23 protein-coding genes are annotated in these 24,738 nt (G+C 69.0%); 11 read left to right on the plus strand and 12 right to left on the minus strand.

What is annotated here, in order from left to right:
• Window positions 1-3 precede the first annotated feature (3 nt).
• The 4 genes from AB0E02_RS09825 to AB0E02_RS09840 all read left to right on the plus strand — a co-directional run bounded on the left by AB0E02_RS09825 (window position 4) and on the right by AB0E02_RS09840 (window position 5,586).
• Window positions 4-2,427: a PEP/pyruvate-binding domain-containing protein gene (locus AB0E02_RS09825; protein ID WP_362137633.1), complete on the plus strand. Its 2,424-nt coding sequence runs from the start codon at window positions 4-6 to the stop codon at window positions 2,425-2,427.
• Window positions 2,424-3,884 (plus strand): MFS transporter, encoded by a 1,461-nt coding sequence (locus tag AB0E02_RS09830; protein ID WP_362137478.1) that lies wholly within the window; start codon window positions 2,424-2,426, stop codon window positions 3,882-3,884. The genes AB0E02_RS09825 and AB0E02_RS09830 overlap by 4 nt, the downstream gene beginning before the upstream one ends.
• A gap of 208 nt (window positions 3,885-4,092) precedes the next feature.
• The gene (locus tag AB0E02_RS09835) at window positions 4,093-4,851 is read left to right on the plus strand and encodes a class I SAM-dependent methyltransferase (RefSeq protein WP_362137634.1); all 759 of its coding nucleotides are present in this window, start codon (window positions 4,093-4,095) and stop codon (window positions 4,849-4,851) included.
• 156 nt (window positions 4,852-5,007) lie between these two features.
• Window positions 5,008-5,586, plus strand: a complete 579-nt coding sequence (locus AB0E02_RS09840; RefSeq protein WP_362137479.1) for a GNAT family protein — start codon at window positions 5,008-5,010, stop codon at window positions 5,584-5,586.
• Between the two features lie 25 nt (window positions 5,587-5,611).
• Here the strand turns inward: AB0E02_RS09840 and AB0E02_RS09845 are convergent, their stop codons facing one another.
• A complete protein-coding gene (locus AB0E02_RS09845; RefSeq protein ID WP_362137480.1) occupies window positions 5,612-6,367 on the minus strand; it encodes a hypothetical protein in 756 nt (251 codons plus the stop codon).
• 298 nt (window positions 6,368-6,665) lie between these two features.
• Here AB0E02_RS09845 and AB0E02_RS09850 point away from each other — a divergent pair, with 298 nt between their 5' ends.
• Window positions 6,666-7,115: a helix-turn-helix domain-containing protein gene (locus tag AB0E02_RS09850; protein WP_362137481.1), complete on the plus strand. Its 450-nt coding sequence runs from the start codon at window positions 6,666-6,668 to the stop codon at window positions 7,113-7,115.
• Window positions 7,112-7,984: an alpha/beta fold hydrolase gene (locus AB0E02_RS09855; protein WP_362137482.1), complete on the plus strand. Its 873-nt coding sequence runs from the start codon at window positions 7,112-7,114 to the stop codon at window positions 7,982-7,984. The genes AB0E02_RS09850 and AB0E02_RS09855 overlap by 4 nt, the downstream gene beginning before the upstream one ends.
• A gap of 416 nt (window positions 7,985-8,400) precedes the next feature.
• Here AB0E02_RS09855 and AB0E02_RS09860 read toward each other — a convergent pair whose 3' ends face one another.
• Complete coding sequence (locus AB0E02_RS09860; RefSeq protein ID WP_362137635.1) at window positions 8,401-9,228, minus strand: EamA family transporter; 828 nt, start codon at window positions 9,226-9,228, stop codon at window positions 8,401-8,403.
• Window positions 9,229-9,731: 503 nt separating this feature from the next.
• The gene (locus tag AB0E02_RS09865) at window positions 9,732-10,418 is read right to left on the minus strand and encodes a Clp protease N-terminal domain-containing protein (RefSeq protein WP_362137483.1); all 687 of its coding nucleotides are present in this window, start codon (window positions 10,416-10,418) and stop codon (window positions 9,732-9,734) included.
• Between the two features lie 288 nt (window positions 10,419-10,706).
• On the opposite strand from AB0E02_RS09865, the gene AB0E02_RS09870 reads away from it, so the two are divergent.
• Window positions 10,707-11,438: a hypothetical protein gene (locus tag AB0E02_RS09870; RefSeq protein WP_362137484.1), complete on the plus strand. Its 732-nt coding sequence runs from the start codon at window positions 10,707-10,709 to the stop codon at window positions 11,436-11,438.
• Between the two features lie 72 nt (window positions 11,439-11,510).
• Here the strand turns inward: AB0E02_RS09870 and AB0E02_RS09875 are convergent, their stop codons facing one another.
• Both AB0E02_RS09875 and AB0E02_RS09880 read right to left on the minus strand, forming a co-directional pair.
• Window positions 11,511-11,771: a hypothetical protein gene (locus AB0E02_RS09875; RefSeq protein WP_362137485.1), complete on the minus strand. Its 261-nt coding sequence runs from the start codon at window positions 11,769-11,771 to the stop codon at window positions 11,511-11,513.
• Window positions 11,772-11,864: 93 nt separating this feature from the next.
• Window positions 11,865-12,509, minus strand: a complete 645-nt coding sequence (locus AB0E02_RS09880; protein ID WP_362137486.1) for a hypothetical protein — start codon at window positions 12,507-12,509, stop codon at window positions 11,865-11,867.
• A 378-nt stretch (window positions 12,510-12,887) separates the two neighbouring features.
• On the opposite strand from AB0E02_RS09880, the gene AB0E02_RS09885 reads away from it, so the two are divergent.
• Window positions 12,888-14,408 (plus strand): DUF4419 domain-containing protein, encoded by a 1,521-nt coding sequence (locus AB0E02_RS09885; RefSeq protein WP_362137488.1) that lies wholly within the window; start codon window positions 12,888-12,890, stop codon window positions 14,406-14,408.
• A 98-nt stretch (window positions 14,409-14,506) separates the two neighbouring features.
• Here AB0E02_RS09885 and AB0E02_RS09890 read toward each other — a convergent pair whose 3' ends face one another.
• Together AB0E02_RS09890 and AB0E02_RS09895 are read right to left on the minus strand one after the other, a co-directional pair.
• A complete protein-coding gene (locus tag AB0E02_RS09890; protein WP_362137489.1) occupies window positions 14,507-15,382 on the minus strand; it encodes an NAD(P)H-binding protein in 876 nt (291 codons plus the stop codon).
• A gap of 496 nt (window positions 15,383-15,878) precedes the next feature.
• Entirely contained in the window at window positions 15,879-16,955 is a 1,077-nt protein-coding gene (locus AB0E02_RS09895; RefSeq protein ID WP_030410941.1) for a mechanosensitive ion channel family protein, read from the minus strand.
• Window positions 16,956-17,546: 591 nt separating this feature from the next.
• Between AB0E02_RS09895 and AB0E02_RS09900 the strand changes: the two genes are divergently transcribed.
• Window positions 17,547-17,828 carry a DUF6355 family natural product biosynthesis protein gene (locus AB0E02_RS09900; protein ID WP_362137490.1) on the plus strand — a complete coding sequence of 94 codons (282 nt, stop codon included), beginning with the start codon at window positions 17,547-17,549 and terminating at the stop codon, window positions 17,826-17,828.
• 302 nt (window positions 17,829-18,130) lie between these two features.
• Here the strand turns inward: AB0E02_RS09900 and AB0E02_RS09905 are convergent, their stop codons facing one another.
• The 4 genes from AB0E02_RS09905 to AB0E02_RS09920 form a co-directional block, all read right to left on the minus strand.
• The gene (locus tag AB0E02_RS09905; RefSeq protein ID WP_362137491.1) at window positions 18,131-18,403 is read right to left on the minus strand and encodes a hypothetical protein; all 273 of its coding nucleotides are present in this window, start codon (window positions 18,401-18,403) and stop codon (window positions 18,131-18,133) included.
• 308 nt (window positions 18,404-18,711) lie between these two features.
• Complete coding sequence (locus AB0E02_RS09910) at window positions 18,712-19,683, minus strand: DMT family transporter (RefSeq protein WP_362137492.1); 972 nt, start codon at window positions 19,681-19,683, stop codon at window positions 18,712-18,714.
• Window positions 19,684-20,207: 524 nt separating this feature from the next.
• The gene (locus AB0E02_RS09915; RefSeq protein WP_362137493.1) at window positions 20,208-20,936 is read right to left on the minus strand and encodes a VC0807 family protein; all 729 of its coding nucleotides are present in this window, start codon (window positions 20,934-20,936) and stop codon (window positions 20,208-20,210) included.
• Window positions 20,937-21,403: 467 nt separating this feature from the next.
• On the minus strand, window positions 21,404-21,757 hold the full coding sequence (locus AB0E02_RS09920; RefSeq protein ID WP_362137494.1) for a hypothetical protein: 354 nt from the start codon (window positions 21,755-21,757) through the stop codon (window positions 21,404-21,406).
• Between the two features lie 399 nt (window positions 21,758-22,156).
• Between AB0E02_RS09920 and AB0E02_RS09925 the strand changes: the two genes are divergently transcribed.
• Window positions 22,157-22,744, plus strand: coding sequence for a histidine phosphatase family protein (locus tag AB0E02_RS09925; RefSeq protein WP_362137495.1), 588 nt, complete (start codon window positions 22,157-22,159; stop codon window positions 22,742-22,744).
• Between the two features lie 161 nt (window positions 22,745-22,905).
• Here the strand turns inward: AB0E02_RS09925 and AB0E02_RS09930 are convergent, their stop codons facing one another.
• Entirely contained in the window at window positions 22,906-23,979 is a 1,074-nt protein-coding gene (locus AB0E02_RS09930; protein WP_362137496.1) for an FAD-dependent monooxygenase, read from the minus strand.
• Between the two features lie 222 nt (window positions 23,980-24,201).
• Here AB0E02_RS09930 and AB0E02_RS09935 point away from each other — a divergent pair, with 222 nt between their 5' ends.
• Window positions 24,202-24,690 carry a helix-turn-helix domain-containing protein gene (locus tag AB0E02_RS09935; protein WP_362137497.1) on the plus strand — a complete coding sequence of 163 codons (489 nt, stop codon included), beginning with the start codon at window positions 24,202-24,204 and terminating at the stop codon, window positions 24,688-24,690.
• Window positions 24,691-24,738 lie beyond the last annotated feature (48 nt).

Below are 24,738 nucleotides of genomic sequence, written 5' to 3' on the forward strand. Positions count from 1 at the left end.
ACCATGACCACCGCCCAGGACCACACGACCGCCGGCGACCGTCCGGCCATCGGCGACCGTACGACCATCGGCGCGCACCTGGCCCTCCCGCTCTTCCACACCCTCTGCGGCACCCTGGCCGGCCACCCCTACGTGAAGGTCGTCGTCGACCGCGTCGAGAACACCTGGCACCTCCTGGACGCCGCCGTGCACCCCTTCCACGTCGACTACATCGCCACTCGCGTCCTGGGCATGGAGCTGGCGGAACTCGACGCCTGCCTGGACGCGTTCAACGCCTCGGTCTACGCCGCCCCCGAGCGCAGGTTCCTGTTGGGCGTGCTCTCCCTGCACACCGACATGGGTGCGGGAAGGCCGGGCGCCGCGGCGAACGCGGGCAACCACGTGCCCACCGGCCGCCGCGCACGCCCCTTCCTCGTGCTGGAGACCACCGAGGCCGACACCATGAGCGGCCCGATGCTGGAGGAGTTCTACACGTTCGTGCGCCACCGGCTCGACAGCCGGCTGCCGCTGCTGCTGAAGCCCGCGAACCACGGTCAGGAACACGCCCTCGCCGCGATCAGTGACGTCCGGGTGCCGCGGATCCTCAGCCACCAGCTGTTCGGCAGCCGCACCCGCACACCGCTCAACCCCGGCGAGGCCGTCGGCCAACTGCGCCACTTCCGTACCGCCCGGGAGTACGAGGAGTACGCGGCCGGTGCCGGCCCGCTCGGCGGGTCCGACATCGTCGCCATGCCGTGCCTGCCCGACGACGTACCGAGGGTCGCCGGCTTCATCAACACCGCGCCCACCACCCCGCTCTCGCACACCAACGTCCTCGCGTCCGGCTGGGGCATCCCCAACGCCATCATCCGCGACCTGGACCAGCTCATCGAGGCGGAGGAACTCGCGGGCGCATGGGTCCGCTACGAGGTGCAGGACGACGACATCACCCTCGTACGGCTCCCTCAGGCGCCGGCGCCGCTCCTCCAGGCGCCGGGCTCGGCACTCTCCCCGACGCTTGCCCAGACGTCCGCGGCGCTCACCCAGGCGTCGGCACCGGGCGCGACCGACCGGCGTCCGGCGCCCCGGATCCGGCTGGAACCCCCGCTGCTGCACGCCGACATACCCGCGCTGCCCCTGCACCAACTGCGCCGCACCGACCGGAACCGCTACGGCACCAAGGCGGCCAACCTCGGGGAGCTGCACCACGTCCTGGCGGCCGGCGGCGCGCACATTCCGGCCGGTAAGCCCGATCACGCCGGCCAAGGGCCCGACCACACCATCGATCTGACCGCGTACTACGGCCGCCCCAGGCCACCGCGGGCCGACCTCTACGCCCACCTCACCGCGCGTCTCACCGCCCGCCTGGGCCTCTCGGACCTTCCTGCACTTCCTCCTGTTTCCGAGCTTCCTGACCTTCCTGGCCTTTCGGAGGGTGCGCGGGGCGCCCAACTCCGCGCCGCAGCACGGGACTTCGTCCGCGCCACGGTCACCGCTCCCGACGGCATGGCCCTCCCGTTCGCCCTGCAGCACCGCTTTCTCACCTCCTCCCCTGCCATACAGCAGGGCATCAGCGACCTGAAGGCCGCCCTGGAGCGCGAGACCGTCGACACGATCGACCCGCTCTGCCGGCGGCTGCAGCACCTCGTCCAGCACGCCGCCCCCATGCCCGACGACGTGGCCCGTGCCATCACGGCCGCCGCTCACGCGCTGCCCTCCGGCCCGTCCGGTACCCCCGGCCGGCTCGTGGTGCGTTCGTCCTCCAACGCCGAGGACCTGCCCGGATTCTCGGCGGCGGGGGTGTACGACTCGGTCACGGCGGTGCACGGTGCGGACGAACTCCTCGCCGCGGTACGCCGGGTGTGGGCGTCCCTGCTGTCGCCGCGCAGCGTCCGGCTGCGCCACCAGGCGGGCATCTCTCCCGACGACACCTACATGGGCGTGATCATTCAGCGCTACCAGCCCGCGGACCTCGGCGGCGTACTGGTGACCTGCAACCCGACCCGGCGCGCGGACTTCCGCAACGTGTACCTCAACTGCTCGTCCGGCTCCCCGGAGAACGTCGTCGACGGCACCGCGCTGCCGCTGCAGTACCTGTACAACACGGTCGAAGGCGGCGGCCGCACCGTCGCGCTGGGCTCGTCCGCCGAGGACCTGCCGGCCGCCACCCGCGAACGACTGGCGGACCTCGCCCTCACCGGCCGGCTGCTGCAGTCCCACTTCAGCGGCACAATCCCCACCGACAACAGTGGCACAAACCCCACCGACAACCCGGACGCGGACCTGAACGCGTATATGGACGCCAATCCGAACGCGGACGCAGATGCGGACGCGGACGGGGAGGCGGACGTGGACGCGGACGTGGACCGGCCGCTGGACATCGAATGGCTGATGACCGATCAGGGCGACTTCCACCTGGTCCAGATCCGCCCCTACGCCGCCCGATGAGCCGCCACCTCCCCGGCCCCCGGGTCCTCAGTCGTGCGGGCAGGCGCACGAAGGGCACGACGGACGCTCCCCTGCCGCCCCGAGCCCGCCGCATCATCCGCCTGAACAACAGCTTCCAGCTCCTGTTCAACCTGCTCTGGTGGATGCCGGTGTTCTACGCCTACCAACGGCAGGCGGGCCTCACCGACGGCCAGATCTTCGGCATCCAGAGCATCTACTACACCGCGTTCTGCCTCTTCGAGATCCCCACCGGACTGATCGCCGACCGCATCGGCACCCGCAACTGCCTGCGGGCCGGCGCGGTCGTCATGACCGCGGCCAACCTCGCCCCGGTCTGGGCCCCCAGCTACACCGGCTTCCTCGTCCACTTCCTGCTCATCGCCGCCGGCCGCTCCCTCACCTCCGGTGCCGCCAGTGCGTACCTCTACGAGGGCCTGCGGGCCGAGGGCGCGGGCGCCCACTATCTGAAGGCCGAGGGCCAGGCCCGCGCGCTCGGCCTCGCCGCGAAGGTGCTGTGCTGGCCGCTGCTCGGCCCGCTGATGACCCTGGCGCACTCCGCCCCGTACGTCCTGAGCGCGGCCAGTGCGGGCGCCTCCCTGGTCTGCGCCGTACTGCTGCCCCGCCAGGCCGCGGCCGCCCCCGCCCGGGGCCGCAAGCGCGCCGCGGGCCACGATGCGGCCGCCGCCCTCCGCGCCGTCCGTAGCACGCCCTGGCTCGCCCTGGTCATGGTGCAGGGGGTGGCTCTGTTCACGCTCGCCCGTATCTGCCAGGTCAATCTCTTCCAGCCGGTACTGCTCGACCACGGCATCGGCGAGGGCTCGCACGGCACCGTGCTGGCCGCCATGACCGTCGCGGAGGCGGTGGCCTCGGCCCGTCCGCAATGGCTCACCTCGCGGCTCTCCCCGGTGGCATGGGTGTCGCTGCTCAGCCTCACGATGGCGGCGGCTCTGGCGGGCAGCACGCTCGGCGGTCCCTGGACGACCGTCGCGCTGTTGTGCGTGTTCGCCGCCGTCACCGGCCTCGCGTCCCCCCTCCAGCGGAAGCTGGTCAACGACGCGGTCCCCGCGGGCGCGCCCCGCGCCACCCTGCTGTCGGTCGAGAGCCTCGTGGACCGCGCGGTCTGCGCCCTGGCGGCCGTTGCCGCGGGCGCGTACCTCTCGGCGCACCGCCTGGACGCCCTGCTGTGGCACAGCGCGCTGGCCACCGCCGTCCTGCTGGCCGTCCTCCACCTGCTCCTACGCCGTCACGGCAAGCCCCGTACGGAGAAGGGCGGGAACCGTACGGAGAACGACGGCGCCCATATGGAGAATGGCGGGGCCCGTACGGAGAACGGCGGGGACCGTACCCAGAACGCCGGGAACCGTACCGAGAACGCCGGGGCACACACGGAGGGCGGCCACGGGGAGACGGGCCGTACCGAGGAGATCCGGCCGCTCGCCACAGCAGGAAAGCCCTGACTCCCGCGCCCATACTGGAGGCGTGCGTACTGGAGGGGTGCGACAGCCGGACGGGCCGGCCGGGCCTACTGGACCGGCTGGACCAGCGGAGCCCTCTGGACCGGCTGGACCAGCGGAGCCCTCTGGACCGGCGGAGCCTTCCGGACCGGCTGCCGGGCATTACGGTGAAGACGCCTTCCGCCCGGAGGCAGCCGGCGAGGCGGATCGCATCGACCTGGGAGCGCTCGCCTACGACGCGGTGAGCACCGCACGGCTGACGGCGCTGGGCGCCGGTCCCGGCTGGCACTGCCTCGACGTGGGCGCCGGGACCGGCACCGTCGCCCGGTGGCTGCTGGAGTCCGCGGACGTCACGTCCGCCCTGGCCGTCGACCGTGACACCCGCTTCCTCACCGTCGATGCCCCGCCGGGGCTCGTGGCCCAGACCGCCGACGTGACCGCACCCGACTTCGACCCCGGCCGCTTCCACCTGGTCCACGCCCGCTTCGTACTGATGCACCTCCGCCCGTGGCGACGCATGATCAACCGGCTGAGTTCCTTGCTCGCCCCGGGCGGCGTCCTCGTACTCAGCGACGCCGTCGACCTGACGACCTCCTCCGCCCCGGCCACCCCGTACACCCGGGTCATGCGCGCGATGTGGCAGGCCCTGCGCACGACCATCGGTACGGACATCTCCTGGGTGCCCGATTATCCCGCCTTCCTGCTGGAGGAGGGCCTGCACTCGGTGGCCGCCGAAATCCACGTCCCTCCGCTCTTGCCCGGCAGCCCCATCAGCCGCTTCTGGGAGGACACTTGGCAGCGCACCCACGACGCCCTCCTCGCCACCGGCCAGGTGGACGAGCCCCTACTCGAACAGGCCCGTCAGGCCCTGTCCTCCCCGCACTCCGCCGCCCTCTCCCCCGGAATGCTCACCGCCTGGGGCTGGAAACCCCGGCACACCACTTCCCCAACCCCCTCACCACCCCCATGAACCCGTGGCGGTAGTCCCTGGTGTTGCGGTCGCTGGCGTTCCGGTCCCTGGCGTTGCAGCCCCTCCGCATTCCAGCCCCCGCCGCATTCCAAGCCCTGGCACGCCGAACGGCCCGAGCGGCCTAAGTGGCCTAAGTGGCCGAGTGGAAGGTGACCGATGTACGCGATACCCCTGGGTGGCGACGCTGCCAACGGTGGCAACCGCGCCGAGCTGCGTCCGCTGGAGCCCTGGCAGGCCGGGGAATTCCTCGCCCACATCGACCGGGGACGGGAATTCATCGGGCAGTACATCGGCCTGGCGGACCTGATCGTGGATCTGGACGCGAGCCGCTCGTACCTCCACTCGTACGCGGAGAAGGCCGCCGCCGACACCGGCCGCATCTGCGGCATCTGGCTGGACGGCCGACTGGTCGGCGGGGTCCTCTTCCGCACCATGGACGTCAACCAGGGCACTGCCGAGGCAGGCTGCTGGCTGGAGCCGTCGGCGGTGGGCAAGGGGCTGGTGACCCGTGCCGTACGCGTGCTCATCGACTGGGCCGTCGAGGAGCGGGGCATCCACCGTGTGGAGTGGCTGGTCTCGGCGGCCAACGAGCCCAGTATCGCGGTGGCCAGGCGGTTGGGGATGACCAAGGAGGGCGTCCTGCGCGAGGGCTATCTCTACCGGGGCGAGCGGCACGACATCGAAGTCTGGTCGGTACTGGCCCCTGAGTGGCGCGCGGCCAAGCGGGGAGATTAAGGAGCCGGGAGCCCTGGCGGCCCACTCACCCGCCGCCCCTCCGGAAGGAGGCCCCCAGGATGTACGTACTGGTGGCCAGCATCCAGACAGGAAAGACCAGTTCGGTCCAGGGGACCGTACCGACGACGAACAACAGCACAAGCGCGGCCGCATAGCCGAGCCAGGCCAGCCAGCGCGGGAAGACGCTCAGGGCGAGTCCGATGGTCGTGGTGGAGAGCGTGAACACCGCGGCCATCCGCATGGCGTAGCTGGCAAGCAAGGTGAGCGTCGTCCGCCCGTAGGTCCACAGGACCTGCACGCCGGCCGGGAGGTTGCCGGTGATGGCGAGCAGGCCGCCGGCGGCGGCCCCCGCCGCGAGCACCAAAGCGGTGAACATCAGCCCGCTGCACAGGAAGAGCGTCGCGAAGAACCTGTTCTCCACTCGCCCTTCCGCATTCCCGGAGACGGCATTCCCCGAGACGGCATTGGCAGAAACGGCTTTCGCCGGCTGGTCGGTACCCCGCTCCGTGCGCCCGGTGTAGTCCCGTACGGCACCCATGAACCACAGGAAGAAGATGCCGGCGAACGGCAGCAGGCCCAGGGCGATTTCCAGAACCTGCCGGTGGGGCGAGCGCGACGGCCACTCCCCCGCGTGGGCCGGGATCGCGGAGGGCAAGCTGATGCGGACGATCGTGAGTACGGCGGCCAGCAGCAGCGCCGCCAGCACTCCCGCCGCCCCGGCCGCCCGCGGCGTACGCAGCACCCTGCCCGACGTGGCCTCAAGAGAGTGTCTCTCCTCCATCGCCCCATCGTGGCGCCACCTCATCCCCCACCAGCTGCACAGCCACCGGCTTCCCTTCACAGCCACTGAGATGGCTTACAGCCCCGGAAACGCTGAAGCCTCTGAAGCCCCTGAAGTCCCCGAAGTCCCTGAAGCCCGTGAGCACCGGGGCAGGTCACCCACCCCACCTCTTCCCCCGACTCCCGTCACTTCCAACGACTCCCCACCGCTCCCCTCCACTCACCCCTTCCCCTTCCATCCCCTATATTCCTCAAACTTCCTCATTGTGCTTACCAGTAGGGGAAGTTAAGGTACTTTCATGCCTGATCGTTTCTACTCCGTGGAACAAGTGGCGGAGCACCTGGGCCTCCATGTCCGCACCATCCGGAACTACGTGCGGGACGGACGTCTCCACGCGGTCCGCATCGGCAAGCAGTACCGCATCGCCCACGAGGACCTGGAAGCCTTCACCGGCCGCCCGGCACCCGCGCCCCAGGGCGACACGGACGGACGGCGACCGCAAGAACAGCAGCACCAGCACACCGAGGTCTCAAGCATCGTCGAGATCGACGCGATCACCCCCGAGACAGCCGACCGCTTGACCGCCCTCCTGATGAGCCTGGCCACCAACCGCGGCCCGGGCCATGCGCCCCTGCGGATCGAGACGGCCTACGACAAGGGAAGGGCCCGGATGAAGGTCATCGTCCTGGGCGGTCTCGCCGACACGGCCCGGATTTTCGACTACATGGAAGGAGTACTCGCGACATGAGCCCCAGCACGAGCACCAGCACCAGCACCAGCACGATCTACAAGAGCGAAGCCGGTGCGAGGGAGATCCAGCAGCGTTACCGGAAGATGCTCCACGCCTGGCCGGTCCCCGCCGAGGAGGTGCGGATACCGACCCGCGAAGGCGAAACCTTCGTCCTCGTCTCCGGCCCGAAGGACGCGCTGCCCGTGCTTCTGATCCACGGATCGGGAGCGAATACGACGATGTGGCAGGACGACATCGCCTCCTGGTCCCGGCACTTCCGGACGTACGCCCTCGACCTCATAGGCGAACCGGGACTGAGTGCCGCATCCCGCCCACCCTTGTCCTCCGACGCCCATGCGCTGTGGCTGGACGAGGTGTTGGAGCATCTGGGCGTGACCCGCACGGCGATCGTCGCCACTTCCCTGGGCGGATGGGTGGCACTGGACTACGCCACCCGCCGGCCGGACCGAGTGACCCACCTGGCGCTGCTCTGCCCCGGCGGTCTCGGCAGGCAGAAGATGGGGTGGCTGTTCAAGGTCGTGCTCCTGCGCGCGTTGGGACGCCGGGGAGTGCGCCGGTCAGTGGCGACCGGCACGGGCCTGGAAGCACCCGAGGTCCAGCACCTCCTCGACCACGTCATGCTGACCTTCACTCACTTCAAGCCCCGCACCGAGCGGCTCCCCCTCTTCCCCGACAGTGCGCTGCGCCGCCTGACCATGCCCACACTGGTGACGGTCGGCAGCCGCGACACCCTCTTCGACTCCGAGGACACCGCCCGGCGCGTACGCCAGTGCCTCCCGCACGCAACAGTGAACGTCCTGCCCGAGGCCGGCCACGCCCTCCTCAACCAGACCGACTCCATCCTCACTTTCCTCCGCACCAACTGACCCCCTTCGCGAAACCCCAGGTGGGACATCAGGAGGAACGCCAGGTGGGACGCCAGGTGGGCAACAACGGCCGTTACTTCTCCCACAACAGCACCGCCCCAGGTGACGCAATCGCCGAACGGAACCAACGCGTCACCCAACTCACCTGCGCGCGCCCGCGCAGACCGCATAGACCACGCAGACCGCGCAGTAACCACTCAGCGCTCTCTCCGGGCACCCACACCGACTCCTTCTTCGACGCCTTCCCCAACAAGCTCCACCCCCTCACCCCCTGCCTACTGCCCACTGCCCACTGCCCCTCAGCCCTCACCACCTTGGAACCCTGGCTCTCACCACCACCGACCAGGGCAGCCCCCACCCCCACCCCCGAGCCACACCGTGCCCGCCGCCAACGGCCGCCACCCCAACCGCCCTCCTCACGAACTCCCAACTCTCTTCTCGGGGCTGACGGGTTCCGGCGTGCGGGTAGCGCCGATGGAGGCCAGGGCTACGGCCAGGACGCCGGCCCATTGGGGGGCGGCCAGGTGCTGGCCGAGAACGAGGAGGCCGATGAGGGCACCGACGGCGGGTTCGAGGCTCGTGAGGACGCCGAAGGCGCGGGGCGGCAACCGGCGGAGAGCCTCGAGATGGAAGGTGTACGGCAGAACGCTGGAGAGCAGGGCGACGGCGACGGCCAGGGCGAGGGCGGTGGGGTCGAGGAGTCTGCTGCCCGCCTGGGCGATGCCGCACGGGAGACTGAGGAGGGCGCCCCAGGTGACGGCGAGGGCCAGACCGCGGCCGTCCGGGACCCGTTCCGCGAGCCGCTTGCCGACCAGAATGTAGCCGCCCCAGCAACATCCGGCGAGAAGGGCGCAGGCCAGTCCCGCTGCGTCGAGCGGAATGCCGGAGTGGCTGAGCAACACGACACCTGCCGCGGCCAGGCAGGCCCACAGCAGGTCGGCGACCCGGCGTGAGCCGAACAGTGCGATGGCGAAGGGACCGAGGAACTCCATCGTGGTGGCGGCGCCCAAAGGGAGACGGTCGACCGCTTCGTAGTAGCTGAGGTGGTGGACGGCGAGCAGAGTTCCGGCGGCCGCCACAACACCAAGGGTGCTCCGATCCCAGCGCAACCCGGGCCGCCACAGGGCAGTGAGAACCACGGCGGCCAGACACAGGCGCAGGCTCACCACCCCTGCCGGGCCCACGACGGGGTAGAGCCGAGTGGTCAGCGCGGCCCCGCACTGCAGACCGAGCACACCAGCCATGACGAGACCGGGGGCCGGCACTCCGCCCAGCCCCCGGCTGATCACGGCGACAGCATGCGCACGGCGGCCGACGAGCTGACTGATGATGCCCTCCTCCACGGTCCGTCCGCCCCGGTGGAGGCCCACCAAGCCGGGCACCGGCCACCCTTGGTCAGCGCGCGTGCGTCCGGCCCGGCGAAGAATCTCGGCGTGGCAACGACGTGAAATGTGGCAGGCCGAAAACATGGCCACAACCCCCGACGCTCAACGAAATCCGCATCCTCCAGGGCCGGTTGACCTGGCCTTTATGCAGCCACGCCGCCCATCGCAGCGGCGACCACCGGTCTGGATTCCGTGGAAGGGGAAGACAGCCGACTCAGGTCTTTGCGCGGACTTTGCAGGCCCCACGAAGTCCACCGCGCCCACCATGCCCACCGCGTCCGTCGCGTCCACCACGTCCACCACGACCGTCAGGTCGGTCGCGTCCACCGCATCCGTCAAGTCGGTCGCGTCCGCCAGGCAACTCAGCCGGAACGACGAAGACAGTCATCAAGTGTCGCCAGCTCCACTCCCGCGTCACTGAGCACCCCGGCGGCCACTCCACGGCCGATCTGTGCGAGCCCCAGAAGCAACTGGTCACAGTCGATACGCGCCGAACCCGCCGCTTCTGCCCGCTCTTCCGCAATCGCCATGGCCTTACGCGAGTAGGGCGTCCAGGCAATCCGCTCGGCCGCTTGCGACGCCCCCATACTCAGGCGCGCCCCGACGGCCCGGTGCAGGTCCTCGGGCGATACATCGGCGGCCCGCAGCAGACGCGTAGCCGTGTTGTCCTCCGCGGTGAGGCCCCAGAGCAGGTGTTCCGTCCCGATGTAGTTGTTGCGGTGATGCACCGCGACCTGCTTCACCTGCACCATGGCCTGGCGCAGGTCGTCAGTCATGGTCTCGGGGCCGTAGCGCTTGTGGGGAGCGTGAAAGCGCTGCTGCACGGCCTGCCTGGTCACACCGAGCGCCGTCCCGATGTCCGTCCACGAGCTTCCGTGCATCCGGCAGTGCTCCACATAGTCTTCGACCAAGTCGTCGGCCAGTGCCTGCAGTTGACCGGCCAGGCTCGCCGCCACCGTGAGCAGTGCGAGCCAGTCCGGCTGTTCCTGCCCGCCTGGTCGGTGCGCGGCGTCGCAGGTCCGGTCTACTTCCGCTATCAGGTCGTCCAAGTCTGGAAGAGGCATGAGGCAAGTACGCATTGACAATTTCCTTTTGTCAAGGCGCACTTGCCTCTCTCCCCACCCAACGTCGCATACGCTGCCCCGACGCCCATGCCCACCACTCCCCCACTCACCTACTCATCCACTCGCCCACCTCCCCACCCCGTTCTGAACGGTGCAGCGCGGTGACCACAGATGGCACCTCATACCTCCCGGCGCCCGACGCCCGACGCCCTCCGCTGACCGCAGGTCCCGTGCCGGCTGCCCGAGCAGCACGCCGCGGCACTCGCCGTGGAGATGAAGACGTCCACCGAACTCAACCGCCCGACCCCGCCAGCGACATCGGAACAGGAACGGCCGATCGCCTGGCTGCACACCAACGACGCCCTGACGGGCGGTAGTTCAGTACGCGCGGCGGCCTTCGTGGACACCGGGGACACCAATCACGGTCGCGGTGCGGATGGATCCCAGGACGACCTGGGCCGCCGCATCTCCGGCGAGGCAGCCACCCTGCTGACCGCCCTACGGGACGCAGAAGCCGACCTTGAACGGGGCCGCTGGCCGTACATCCGCATAACCGTTCCCGACACCAACTCCCACACCAACACTGACGCCAAGACCAAGACCAAGACCAAGACCAAAACCAGCACCAGCACCAGCACCAGCCTCGATACGGATACCGATACTGACGCCAAGAGCACCATCGAGCGCGGCTACGACTGCCTCCCGGACTGGTGGCCGGCCAGACGCGGAGTCATCGCCACCCTGCCCCACACCGTCCGCCTCGAAATGGCACGCCGAGCGGCCCACTGGCGCCCGAACTGGGCTGAACTCCTCAAGGAAGACATCCGCCGCGACGGCGCACCGGCCCGGCTTTGCCAGGTAGAACCGGAACTCCCCCACATCTCGACTCCGCATGCGCATGCAAGGGTGCAGATACGGCTGCGGGTGCGGGTGCAGATACGGACACGTCTGCGGGCACGGGTGCGGGTGGCGGGTGCGGGTGTCGTTGCGGAGCCAGCCTCGTAGGGGCCCGTCCTGCCGGTGGAGCACGGCGGGGCACGGCACGGCACCCAGGGCACGGCGGGGCTCTTTCGTGTTTCACGGCCTGACCTCCTCGGACTCGGGCTCCAGGTCGAGCTCCCAGGTCTGCTGCTTGAGCGCCATTCGCGCGGCGGGTGCTCGGCCAGGGATGCTCGCCCAGTACGGGTGCGTGGCGATCCGCACGGACAGCTGCTGCAGTCTGCGGCGCAGCACCGTGGTCTGGGACGGGTTTTCCTCATGCGAAAGCTCTCGGTACGCGATGTACCAGGCGCGCTGAGCCTGCACGAGATCTTCAGGGAAGGCGTAGGGAGGAGTCACACGAAGATTGCATCACATGTTCGAATTGAGGTGCAGCACACGTACGGGTGAATCCCGGCAGCCAGCCTGGAGGACTCGAAGTCCGCCCAACGCCTACGTGGCAGCCGTCTGCCGAGCTCGCGCCCGGGCTTGATCCGGGTACCACCTCGTGAAGCGGACCGCGCCCACGAACAACGCGATCGGAATGATCCAGTTCAACCAGTCCACCCCTGACGCGACGTGCAGAGCGAGGACGCCGAGCAGGGCCGTCAGCAGGAACACCGCGCCCCACACCGCCGTCAGCACCCGGTTGACGTGCCGGAAGAGCGGGCTCCCCCAGTACGCACGAGGTACGGACTCCCGCGCGTACTGCTCGGTGAACGGCATGAAGGCGAGGGACGTGAAGGCCACGGCGGCCAGGACCGCACCGGACAGGGTCTGGGCGTACGTCTCCAGCCAGATCAGGTCGTGACGATCGAGGACCAGCGACAGGATGCAGATGACGGCGAAGAAGAGCAGGCCGGCGATGTCCAGGATCTTCAAGCTGCGGCGCCTGATGTCGGGGATGCTGGCCCCGATCGCCGTGATGAGCGCGGCAAGCGCGGCGAACCCCCACGAGCTGGGGCTCGCCACCACGGCGAAAATGATCCAGGGGGCGAAGCCGAGGAAGAGGTTGACACCGCGTGCGCCGTCGGGACGTTGTGCGTCGCTCGGCGACGGCGCATCGCCGGGCTTGGGCGTCGTGTCAGGGTGAGTCATACGAAACCTCCGGTCGGCTCCGTCCGGTCCGGCGTCCCTGCTGCCATGCTGGGCTCCCCGGACGGGAGTCGCATCCGGTACGGCCCCTCGGCCCGCCGACCCGCCAGTACGGAAAGGTGGCGGTACTACGGAAAGTGGCCGGCCGTTCACTACGGCAAGTGGCCATTGGCCACCGCTACTGATGTCTGATGTCGGCTCTCTGTCAGTCATTCGTCGTGCGCCCGTCGACGCTTGAAGATCGACGCTTTAAGATCACGGACGATCGCCGCTCACAGCGCCACTCATAGCGCGGCTCGTAGCGCCGCTCACATCGCCGTTCATAGCGCCATCCATGGCCGTTCAGACCGCCGCTCAGCGAGCGGAATCGGAGGGGAACCGATGGCATATGAGATAGACCTGCCGCTGGACGAAGAGCGCGACGAGCGCGAAGCACGCGACGAGGACGCAGCCGACAACGAGGCCGCCCGACTCACCTCAGAACTCACCGAACTCGGCAACGAAGGCTTCCTGCGAGCGGTGCTCCGCGATCAGCCGCCGACACGCTTCCACCACCGCAGCACCGATCGCCTCGTAGGCTGGTCCACTGACGTCCCAGACATCGCCGAACCCACCTCCAGCCTCCTGCTCCGAGCCCTCCACACCTGCTTCACCGCTCACCTCCCCCTGAGCCTCTCGCCCGACCTCCTCTGGTACGCAGTCGTGCACGAGGTGGCCGTGCACGTCCGGCTGAACCCCAAGACGTACGAGGGGATCTTTACGGAGACGCCGGGGTACCGGCAGACCATCACCGTACGGGACGACCTGGCCCCGCTGGACTGGGAGCGTTCGATCAATCTGGTCCAACAGCCCCTGCGCGCCCGGATCGGTGACGAGGTCGCCGACCTCTTCCAGACCACCTTCTCCACCACCACGGACACGGACGCCACAGCCATGCTGGTGGCGCTGATGGACGTGGTCAGCCCGTACTACCGCTTTCGGTGGGAAACCCTCTGCGGCATTCCGCGGATCCGACTGGAGGGCACGGACCGGGACTGGCGTCTGCTGGCGGCCCGGGTGCGGGAACTGGCGGAGTGGTTCGAGGAGTTGCGGCCGTGGTTCACGGCACTGCAGCCGGTGCTGGACGCGATCTGGGCGACGGCCTCGGGGTGGGGCATCGACCAGAAATTCTGGCGTTCCCTCTACAAGTGGGAGTCGGCCTCGGGTGGCGACCGGGTCACCGGGTGGATCACCGCGTTCTTCGCCCACCGGTACACCGACGACGGGCCACGCCCGAAGCAGTCGTTCGGGCCCGGCACGACCGCCGAGGACGAATTTCCCTCGCACGTCTCCCGGGTCCCGTTCCGCTGGGAAACCCCCACGGGAACCTTGGACATGACGTTCCTCGGAGGCGTCCTCGGCATTGAGCGCGAGGAAGAGTGGATTCGACCCCAACTCGGCCACGCAGTAGTCGAGTTGACCCCCTCACCCAAGGGACACAACCCCGCCGCCGATCCGTACGACGCACCGCATACCGAACCGTACGGCCAGTCGAACGGCGAACCGTATGACAAGCCGAACGACGACGCGGACGCCCAGAACGGCCAACCGAACGGCGAACCGCAGGACAGGCCGTCTCGCGTATGCCTGCCCGAACCCTGGACGTTGTCGGACGTCCAGTGCCTCACCGGCTACCCACAGGCCCATCTGCTTACCACTGTCGGCATCGTTACCCATAACGGCAGGCCCCTCCATGCCGACTGCGTGATCAACCTCGACGGCATCTGCGCGGTCCGGGCCCGCGACGGCAATGGCGACGGCGACGGCAACTGGTATCTGGGCGATCTGGTCTCCGACGCCGGCGACATCCAGTGTTGGGCCTCGTACGGCCCGGATCTTGGCAACGCACTGCGCGCCCTCTAGCAGCCAGTCAGCCAACCAACCGGCTCCGAGGGCGCTTGCCTCTCGACGTTCAGGGGACAAAAGGCATGTGTGGGGCTAATTGGACGGAGTGGGCTGGGCTAACGAAAGTCGGCGGCGTGGTCAACAGCCCACTGTTGGAAGGTGCGTGCCGGCCTCCCGGTCACGTCCTCGACCGTCGTGGTCGTGACCGGAGGCGGGGCGTCAAGCATCTCGGCGTACCCGTCCAGCAGGGTGGCCACGAAGGAGTCGGGGAAGGTGTCGTCGGCGAGCAGCTGCTGCCGGGCACTCTCCCGCGACAGTTCCTCCCACCGGAGAGGCCGTCCGATGGCCTCACCGAGGATGCGGACCTGGTCGACCTGGGTCAGGACCTCGGGCCCGGTCAGCGTGTACGCCGCGTTGTCGTGGCCGTCCTCCTCGGTCAAGGCGCGTACAGCGACGGCGGCGATGTCGGCCTCATGCAGCAGGGCCATGGGCACCGCCCCGAACGCGCCGCGCACCACGTCACCGGCGCGGATCTGGTCGGCCCACCAGAGGGTGTTGCTGGCGAAGGTGCTGGGTCGCAGATGCGTCCAGCCGAGTCCCGACCGTTCGATGAGGCGCTCCACCGTGGCGTGGGAGCGGCCTACCGGGTGCCGCTGTTGCTCGGGGGTGAGCCCGTCCTGGACGGCCCCCGAGGAGAGGAAGACGACGTGGTCCACGTGACGCCGTAACGCCTCGACGACACCGGGTGCGGCGTCAGCCGTATGAAAGGGCCACATGAGGAAAGCCCGATCGACGCCCTTGAGAGCCTCTTCCAGGCCGCGCGGATCGGCCAGGTCGCCGGCCCGTACGTCGACGCCGCCGTACGCCAGGCCGGCCGAGTCCGGATGCCGGGTCAGAGCCCGTACGCGTACACCCGTTGCCAACAACAGGGCGACGACCTGCCGACCCACGTTCCCCGTCGCACCGGTAATCAGCACGGTGGGCTCCGCCATGCCCTCCGCCCCCCTGTTCTTCGCCGTATCCCTGTCCACCGCACTACTCCCTCTTCAGTGGATGTCTGTCCCACTTGCCGCCATCCACAGTGCGCAACGGAGCTCCGGGGCCGGCCACCACAGCGGGGAGATTGGCGGATACCGGCATGGCAAGCGTCAGGACGACAGTTCCCGTCATTCTTCGGAGGCGTGCTCCGGAGATGAGGCGGGGCTCAGGGCTGCCAGGGCTGTCCGGGTTGTCAGGGCACTGAGCGCGCCGGACTTGGGGCCGTACGAGGCGGACCGTACGGGGTCGGACCGCAGGGAGACAGACCGCAGGGAGGCGGCGGTCCGTACAGCGACGGCCCCGGGGCCGGACGGCACCTGAGCCGGGCCGCGCGCAGCGGAACACAAGCCGCCCCCGAAGCGCCGGTCACCATACCGGCGCACCACCCAACCCTCACCTCACCTCAGCCCGCCCCGCCCCGCCCCACCTCACCTCACCTCACCGACAGCCCTACAGCACCGGATCGGACGTGCCTCGTTGCTGCGGAATTCCCACGTCTTCGGGGTGCTGCAGTGCCACCGTCCGTGTCGGTGCGGGAATCCTGATGCCTTCGGCCTGGTACCGCTGGTGCAGCCGCTTGATGAATTCATGCTTGATCCGGTACTGGTCGCTGAATTCGCCCACCCCCAGAATCACCGTAAGGCCGATCCGAGAGTCTCCGAAGGTGTGGAAACGAACGGCCGGTTCATGTTCCGGAACGGCGCCGCTGACATCGGTCATGACACCCTTGACGACCTCCATGGTGACCCGCTCGACGTGTTCAAGGTCACTGTCGTAGCCGACGCCCACCTGGACGAGGATCGACAACTGCTGTTCCGGCCGGGTGAAGTTGGTCATGTTGGTGCCGGCCAGCTGCGCATTCGGGATGATGACGAGATTGTTGGAGAGCTGGCGCACCACGGTGTTACGCCAGTTGATGTCAACGACGTATCCCTCCTCGCCGCTGCTCAGCCGAATGTAGTCACCGGGCTGTACGGTCTTCGAAGCCAATACGTGTACGCCGGCGAAGAGATTGGCGAGGGTGTCCTGCAGCGCCAGGGCGACCGCCAGGCCACCCACACCGAGCGCGGTGAGCAGAGGGGCTATGGAAATGCCCAGGGTCTGCAGGATGACGAGGACGCCCATTGCCAGCACCACGATGCGGGTGATGTTGGCGAAAATGGTGGCCGATCCGGCCACGCCGGAACGCGACTGCGCCAGGGACCTCACGAGTCGAGTGATCATCCGGGCCGCGGTCAGCGTGACGACCAGGATGAGCAGCACGGTCAACGTCCGGTTGACGTTCCGTCCGACCGTAGGCGTCAGCGGCAACGCAGCGGCCGCGGCCGCCAGACCGCCGGAAATCGCCGCCCAGGGCACCACGGACCGCAGTGAATCGACAATGACATCGTCGCCGCTCCATCGCGTTCTGCTCGCGTGCTTCCCCAGCCACCGCAGAACCGCTTTGCACAACAGCCCGGCCACGATACCGGCAACCAGCGCGGCACCGGCAAGTATCAGGTCATGCAGCGTGACAGCACGGTTCACCGGTCGACCCCCACTCCCGGAAACTGCGGCCCTGCCACTGCCACGCAGCGCATGTGATGCTCCATCATTCGGTTTTTACCTGCTTGTCTCTAGGACTTCGAACGCGCCGGGGACCCGACCGCGGACGTCGACGGGACGTGAACGGGACGCGGACAGGACCTGGACGAATACGAAGAGAAGACGAAGACGCAAAGGTAAACGCAGACGTCCCGCAGACGTAGTCGTCCTGACGCGATGAGCCATCCTGCCGCACGCGGCGTGGCACACAGCGGGCACCCTAGGAGAAACCAACCGTCCCTGTCCGCCGCCTCCGTCACACGTGCGCTCGTTACGAACCCCACCCCACGCTTCGAACCCGATCTGGCCTATTTTGCCGTCACCCACACGTGCGGCCCGGTGCATGGACGATTCCGCGAGGGGCAGTCATGCGGAGCCGCACACGTCGACCGACACTGCGGCGGACCAACTGGTGTTTGAGAAGGGCCGACTTGGTCGGGTGAAAGACCAAAAATGACCAAGCGCCAAGGATCAAACACCAAGTGCAAGTACCAGGGACCAAGGACCAAGTCGAGCCTTGAGGAAGGGTGTTCCATGCGCCGCTTTGCCGCTCTCATGCTCGGTGCCGCCGCATTCTGCGGAACGGTCGCCGCCGCACCCGGTCAGGCCATCGCCCTGACCAAAGAACCATGTGGCTTCTACAAGACGGGCAGTGATGCGTACTACCGCCACTGCACCAACAACGGTTCGAACGTCGTGATCAAGGTAAAGGTCGCCTGGGCCCCCGACTACGAACGCTGCGTGGGCCCCGGCCGTACGTGGCTGGGCTCCGCCTCCAGGATCCAGGGCGCGTACTACGTGGGGCGCACCTGCTGACCAGCGGCGACCTGCATGCTGGCAGCGCGGCGTCCCCCTGCTGTCCCTCCCCCTTGTGCGCACGCGCTGCGGGACGTGGCCGTGGCATCCGTAGCCCTGTGACCCCAATAGACACCACTGCACTTGGGGATACCGCTACTGCCATAGACGCCATACGCAGCGCACGCTTGAGAACGGACAGGATTTCATGGCGCTGGTCTGCGAATTCGTGTACCCCACGAGTGAAGTGCAGTATGCAGACGATTCAGTGGAGGACACCGCACAATCATCTGGCGCACCAATGAGGTACCTCGGTCGGCGGCTCAGAAGGGGACGGCGACCCCAGCCTCTCGCATTCGGCTCAGGGCCCGGCTCATGCACTGGGCAGCCGAGGCACCGTCAGCTCTCATCGGTGGCAACGGGCCACCGCCGGCGGCAAAGGTCCATGCCGGCCGGCCCTCGCGCAGGCGCTCCGCATCGACGCGGATCATGGCCCCAATCCCCTGCTCACCAAGCCATTCCAGGATGAGCAGCGTCGCATCCTCGACACCGCTGTCCAGATCCCCCTCGGGCCACCGCCCCATTCCCTTGCCCATGGCCGCAACCCTACGGGAGCTGGTCGGGACCACGAGTGGGTGCCCTCCCCCCGGGGGACAGCCCAGCAGGAATCGCCCCGGCCGATGCCTGAAGCCCCTACGCCGCTACGCCCCCTGGGGTGCGGTGTGGGCTCGCGTCACAGACAGGTGCCCTCGGCCGGTAGCGCACCCCGGGGCCGGCCCGGCCGCGGCGGTGCCGACGTAGGTGCGAGGACTGCACGAGTACGGGCGGTCCGTCAGGTGGCGGTGCCTCCCGCGGGCGGCCCTTGCTCCCCCGCCGCCCCTTCCCCCTCTCCCTCTCCCTCTCCCTACTCTTCCCTCTCGTCTTCCATCCGGACCCTCGACAGAACGAGCACACCCCAAGTGACGAGCACTGCCCCGATCGCCTCCGGAATCAACCACCATCCGGTGCGCACGCGGTCCCCGTACACCACGATGCCCAGGGCCAGGCTGACGAGGGCCTCTCCCAGGGTGAGGACGGGCTGGGAGACCACCAGCGGGCCGGATTCGAGAGCGTTGGCCAGCAGAAACAGCGCGCATGCGCCGGCCGCCACGAAACCGTAGGTCTGCCAGGAGGCGAAGAAGGCGCCCGGGCCGTGCCGGTCGAAGATGTCGGTCGCGGACTTCATCAATGTCGCCGTCAGGGCGTAACCGATCGCTGAGGCGGCGCTGAAGAGGGCCGCACGGGCCTTCCCGCGCGGGCGGGGTGCCGCGGCCGCCGCACACAGCGTGATGGCGCCGACGGTGGCCAGCAGCGTCACCACCCACGTGGCCGACGAGACCTCGGTGCCCGCACCAGACGGTGCGGCAGCGGCCAGGGCCAGACCGAGTCCGACGGCGACACTGAGGGAACCGGCCCAGCCCGCCGCCGGGAGCCGTCGGCGGGCCAGCGCGCACGCGATCACGAGCGCCAGTGGCAGTTCGGTCACCAGGATCGGCTGGACGAGGACGAGCGAACCCAGCGCCAGGGCCAGCGCCTGGCACGCCGCAGCGCCGACCACCACGGCGATCCCGCCGAGCCACGCCGGATTCCGCACCAGGTGCCGGACCAGCCTGGGGCTGAACGCATCACCCGCCGGGACGGTCCGTGCGGCCAGGCGCTGGAGCACGGTACCCGTGGCATTGCCCACGGCCGCCAGCAGCGCGAACAGCGCAGACAACACAGCCGCCACCGTGCGATCACCTCGGGTCGTTAAGCCATCGGTCCCTGTCAGCAACCGTGGCAGAGCAACCCGCAATGCGCGGAGCACGGCACGCCACCAGATGACGACGACGGCCACCCACGGCCGGAACCTCACCTCCGGTTAGAGGCCTAGCCTTCCCCCGCCTCTCTTTCCCCCGCCCCCTTCCCCCTCCCCCCACCTCCCCCCGCCTCCCTCCTCCTCCACCTCGCCTCCCTGCTCCGCCTAGCGCGTCGCTGCCTCGCCAGTCCCCGCCTCGTCATGGCCGTCCGGGCGGGAGTCGACCTGGACCGTCCGGGCGTGAGTCGACCTGGCGTGATGCATGAACGGCGGCTGTGGTCCCCGGCTGGTGCCTAAGCTGAGCCCGTGTCCGGCAGGAAAGCTAGGCCGCTGGTTTGGGGCAGCACGTGGCCGTCACTGCTTGGTGGCCGACGACGGTTCCGTCTCCCACGCTGTTGTTGCGATGGTGGCGACGGGCCCTTCCGGAGTGCGCGTAGCCGTAGCCCTAGCAGTACCCATCGGGCGGTGAGCCCTATGGGGAGCTCCCAAGGCAGGCACGCGGACGGTTCGTAGGGCCGTGGGCAGCACGGCGGCCGTTACGTCGGGGGCGTGGTGACCGCTGTTCAGGGGCTGAAGAGGGGTATGCCGCAGCGCTGGTGGAAGGAGCGGCTGTGGCGCACGGTGAGTGCCACCGTGGCGGCCAGGATGCCGAGGGACTGGAAGCGGCCGACGATCGGCACCAGGTCGACGGGCAGCGTCAATGCCTCGACGGTGCTCAAGGCGGCGTCGAGCAGCTGCGCGGTGCCCCACAGCACCGTGAGGCCGCGGAGCGCGGCACGGAAGTCCGGCTGCTCGCTCCAGGTGCGTTCCGCCGCTTGCTCCGCACCCGGACCGCGTAGTCGGCGTCCGAACCGGTACGCCAACGGCCGGGCCGCAAACAGCGAGCTCAGCATCCATATCCCTAGGACGGCGGGAATGGCGGCGTCCTTCAGTAGCAGGACCCGTGGGCTGCCGCTGAGTGAGGTGACGGCCGACACCACCAGAAGGGCGATCACCAGCAGGTCGAAGAATTCGACGCGTCGGCGTACCACTGCGGTGCCTGCGGCGTGCGCCGCCGGGATGGCGCCGCTCAGCAGCAGCGCCTGCCACTGGGCAAAGTCCTGAGCGCGTAACACGTAGTACACGACGAATGGCAGGAGGAGGTTGACGATCAGCGGGATGAGGAAGGCGGCGCGTCGTCGGCGTGTGCCGTCCGTATTTGTGGCTTCCGCGCCTCCCGTGGCTTCCGCGCCAGCAACGGCTTCCATGGCCGTCACCTCCTTGATGGTTTTCCTGTCCTCCACGGTGTTCATGAGACCCCCCAGCGGTTCGAACGAAGCAAAGATGACGAGGTGTATGGCTGTGTGGCCGTCTGGCCGTCTGGCCGTCTGGCCGTCTGGCCGTGCAGCGCAATCGCTGACGACCACCTGCGTCGACGTTAGGTGTCGGGAGGGTGGAGAGGCGTCGGCCCCAGGGTTGGTCCGGTGGCCCTGGCTCTCCACCCGTGCTCCTCAACCGATGGGTTGAGCTCGACCTGCTGGCCGGCACCATCGCGGTGCAGGCGTTGGCGAGGAGGGTGGGTGTCCAGGTGAGGAGGGTGAGCTAGCTGCTCCGACAGCGCTCGAATCCGGCGCCGGCCGGTACGGGTGCCGGTACGGGTGCTGGTACGGGTGCTGGTACGGGTCAATGGTGTCCCGCGTCTTTGGTCTCACGTCGAGATGTGGCGTTACGGGATGTGATGCCAGGTCAGGACATAGCCCTAGCGATTCGCGCCACCACCTCAGACCATGACGAAGAGAAGCAGTGGCAGCACCGAAGCGGAGGCTGCGGTACCGACCCAAGCGACCGAAAGCCGCGCCTTGCGCCAACGTACGGTCCAGGGGAAGGCGAAGGAGAGCAGGGCGCTGCCCGCGCCGGTCAGGTAGAGGAAGGGTGCGCTGATCAGGGGGATGGTCACGCTGGCGGGGCAGTGGTCCGGGCCGCAGGAATCCGTGGCCATGGTTGCGAAGGCGTAGAGGGTGAAGGCCGGGATGAAGAGACCGCCGATCACGCCGACTGCGACCAGCGGCGGGCACCACCACCACGGGTCACGGCGCCGCAGTGCCGAGGCGGAATCGGCGTGGGGCAGGGGCACGGCAGGGTGGGGCGGCGGGGGCATGGTGGCAGGTACGGCGTGGGGATGGGCAACGGGCTCTGGCGCGTATGTGGTCGCGTATGTGGTGGGAGCAGGCTGAGGCGGCGGAGCAGTTGCGTGGTCGGTCATGGGATGAGTGAACGTGGCTGGGGAGCGCGGTTGCCAGGGGGTGGCTACTCAGGTGGGGTGATGGGGGTGGGGACTCGTACTTAGTCGTCGGGCGGCCGCTGGCCCACGTATCGCCGTCAGCACGAGCCCCGAGTACCGAGCAGCCAGCAGTCAGCAGTCAGCAGTCAGCAGTCAGCAGTCAGCAGTCAGCAGTCAGCAGTCAGCATGAGCGTGAACCGGGACCGGAATGCAAGGCCCGCGCCTACCGGCGCCCCGGAGGAGAATGGAGCCATGACGTCGCCCTTTCCCGCCCGGCTGGTGGTTTTGCGCCATGCCAAGTCCGCCTGGCCGCCGGAGGTGCCCGATCACGAGCGCCCACTGGCCAAGCGCGGCCGCAGGGATGCACCGGCGGCAGGGCGCCGGCTGCTCGCGGACGGGTGCGTACCCGACCTCGTGCTGTGCTCTACGGCCCGCCGCACCCGCGAGACCTGGGACCTGGTGGCACCGGAGCTCGGCGGCCGACCGGAGGTGGTCTTCGAGCCGCGGGTGTACGGAGCGAGCGCTGCCGAGCTGCTCGATGTACTGCGCGAGGTTCCGGAGCAGTGGCGGACGGTGCTGCTGATTGGACATCAGCCGGGTGTCCAGGACGTAGTGCTGTCGCTGGCGGAAGCGGAAGAGGAAGAGGCAGGGGGAGCGGTAGAGGGAGCGGTAGAGGGTGAGGGGGACGTGGGCGGGGAAGCGTTGGCTCGGGTGCGTGCGAAGTTCCCGACGGCGGGGGTTGCGGTTCTGGCTCTGTCGGGCGCCTGGGCGGACCTCGCGCCGGGGACCGCCGCCCTCACGAGCTTCGCCGTCCCGCGCGGCGAAGCCCCCGGGAAGTGACTCGGAACGCTCAGCTCACATTTCCGCTTCCCCCTCCATCGCCCACCGATCGGCCACCGATCACCCACCGACTGGACGACCACCGGCTACCGGCCACCGGCCACCGACCAGCGCGGCCAACGGCCACCCGCCCCCACCCGCCCGCACCCACCCGCCACCAATCACCGGCCCCCGCCCTCGCCCCCGCCCCCGAACATCGCCGCTCCTTTCACGCCCGTCGCCTGGTTTTGCGTCACGTACGGCCGCAGTTCCGCCTCGTACGCGGCGAAGGCGGCCGGGTGGTCGCCGTTCGCGGCGGCCAGGTGTCGGGCCAGTGTCCTCGGGCCGATCAGGGCCTGGGAGGTGCCCATGCCGCTGGTGGGCGCGGCGCAGTAGCCCGCGTCGCCGAGCAGGGCGACCCGGCCGTGCGACCAGCGGTCCAGGTGGACCTGGCAGGCCGAGGAGAAGTAGAAGTCGTCGGCCTCGGTCATGGCGTCCAGCAGTCGTGGAGCTTCCCAGCCACGTCCCGCGAATGCGGTGCGCAACGCCCGTTCCTGCTCTTCCCGGTCGCACCGGTCCAGCGCGGGCGTCGGGGTGGCGAACGAGAGGCTGACCGTCAGCCGGTCCGCGTCGCCCGCGCTGAACGCGTAGATCGCCGTGTCCGGTGCGTGCTGCAGCACACCGCTGTGGTCGAGGCCGAGGTGGTTCGCGGTGCTGAAGCCGGCGCCGGAGAGGCCGAGGTGCCGAACCACGTCGCCGTGCGGGCCGAACGCGAGCCGCCGGACCTTCGAGTAGACCCCGTCCGCCCCTATGACGAGGTCGAAGGTACGGGGCGCGCCGCGCTCGAACTCGACGGCGACGCCGGAGTCGTGCTCGGTGAGGGCGCTGATCGAGTCGTTGAAGACGTACTCCACGTCGTGCGCGGTGATCCGGTGCAGGATCCGGGTCAACTCCCGCTTGGGTACCTCTAGTTCGCCGGCGAAGGCTTCGGCCGGCAGCATCCCGGTTTCGGTGCCGGTCTCGTCCACCAGGGCCGTGCCGCGCATCTTGGTCTCGTGGCCGCGCACCTCGGCGAGGATGCCCAGGTCGTCGAGCACGTCGAACGCGGCGCCGCGGAAGTCGACCGCGTATCCGCTGTCCCGGAGGTCCGGGGCGCGTTCGACCACGGTGACGTCGTACCCGTCGCGACGAAGGAAGTAGGCGAGGGCGGGTCCGGCCACGCTCGCACCCGAGATCAGAACCGTTGCGTGAGTCATGGGACTGACCATAGCCAGGGTTTGACCATATGGACAAACCATTTGGATAAACCATGCGGTCTAATGGCAAGTGGCAGCGGACGGCAGCTCGTGCACCACCGGGGCACGCTTGGATCAGTCGGCTGCCCCTCGGACAAGCCAAACAGCTGAACCGATCAGCTGAACCAAGCGGCTGAACCGTTCGGCTGAACCAAGCGGACAACCCCCAGATACGCTGCGGACATGGGAAATCGAGAGGACCTCCTCGCCGGCGCCAAGCAGTGCCTGATCGAACGGGGCTGGGCCCGGACCACGGTCCGGGACATCGCGGCAGCGGCCGGAGTCAGCCATGCCGCCATCGGCTACCACTTCGGCTCCCGAGACGCGCTGCTCACCCAGGCGCTCGTGGAGGCCGTGGACGAGCTCGGTGACGAGCTCGCGAGTCGCGCACCCGAAGGGACGCCGGAACAGCGCTGGCAAGCACTGATCGACAGTTTCACCACACACCGGGCGCTATGGGTCGCCCAGTTGGAGGCCGCGGTGCAGGCCGAGCGGTCACCGGAGGTACGGGCGCACCTCGCCGAGGGGCAGCGCATGGCGCGGGAGGGGCTGGGCGGCTCGGTACCGCTCGCCCTGCTGGGCGGTCTGATGCTGCAGTGGCTGGTGGACCCGGAGAACGCACCGTCGGGCGCGGAAGTCATCGCGGAACTCCGCTCGACGTCCCTGAATTGAACCAATGCCTTTGGGGGCCGGCTCACGGGCTGGCCCCCAAGGGTCGAC

The organism is Streptomyces sp. NPDC048196 (assembly GCF_040652715.1).
GTDB lineage: Bacteria > Actinomycetota > Actinomycetes > Streptomycetales > Streptomycetaceae > Streptomyces > Streptomyces siderophoricus.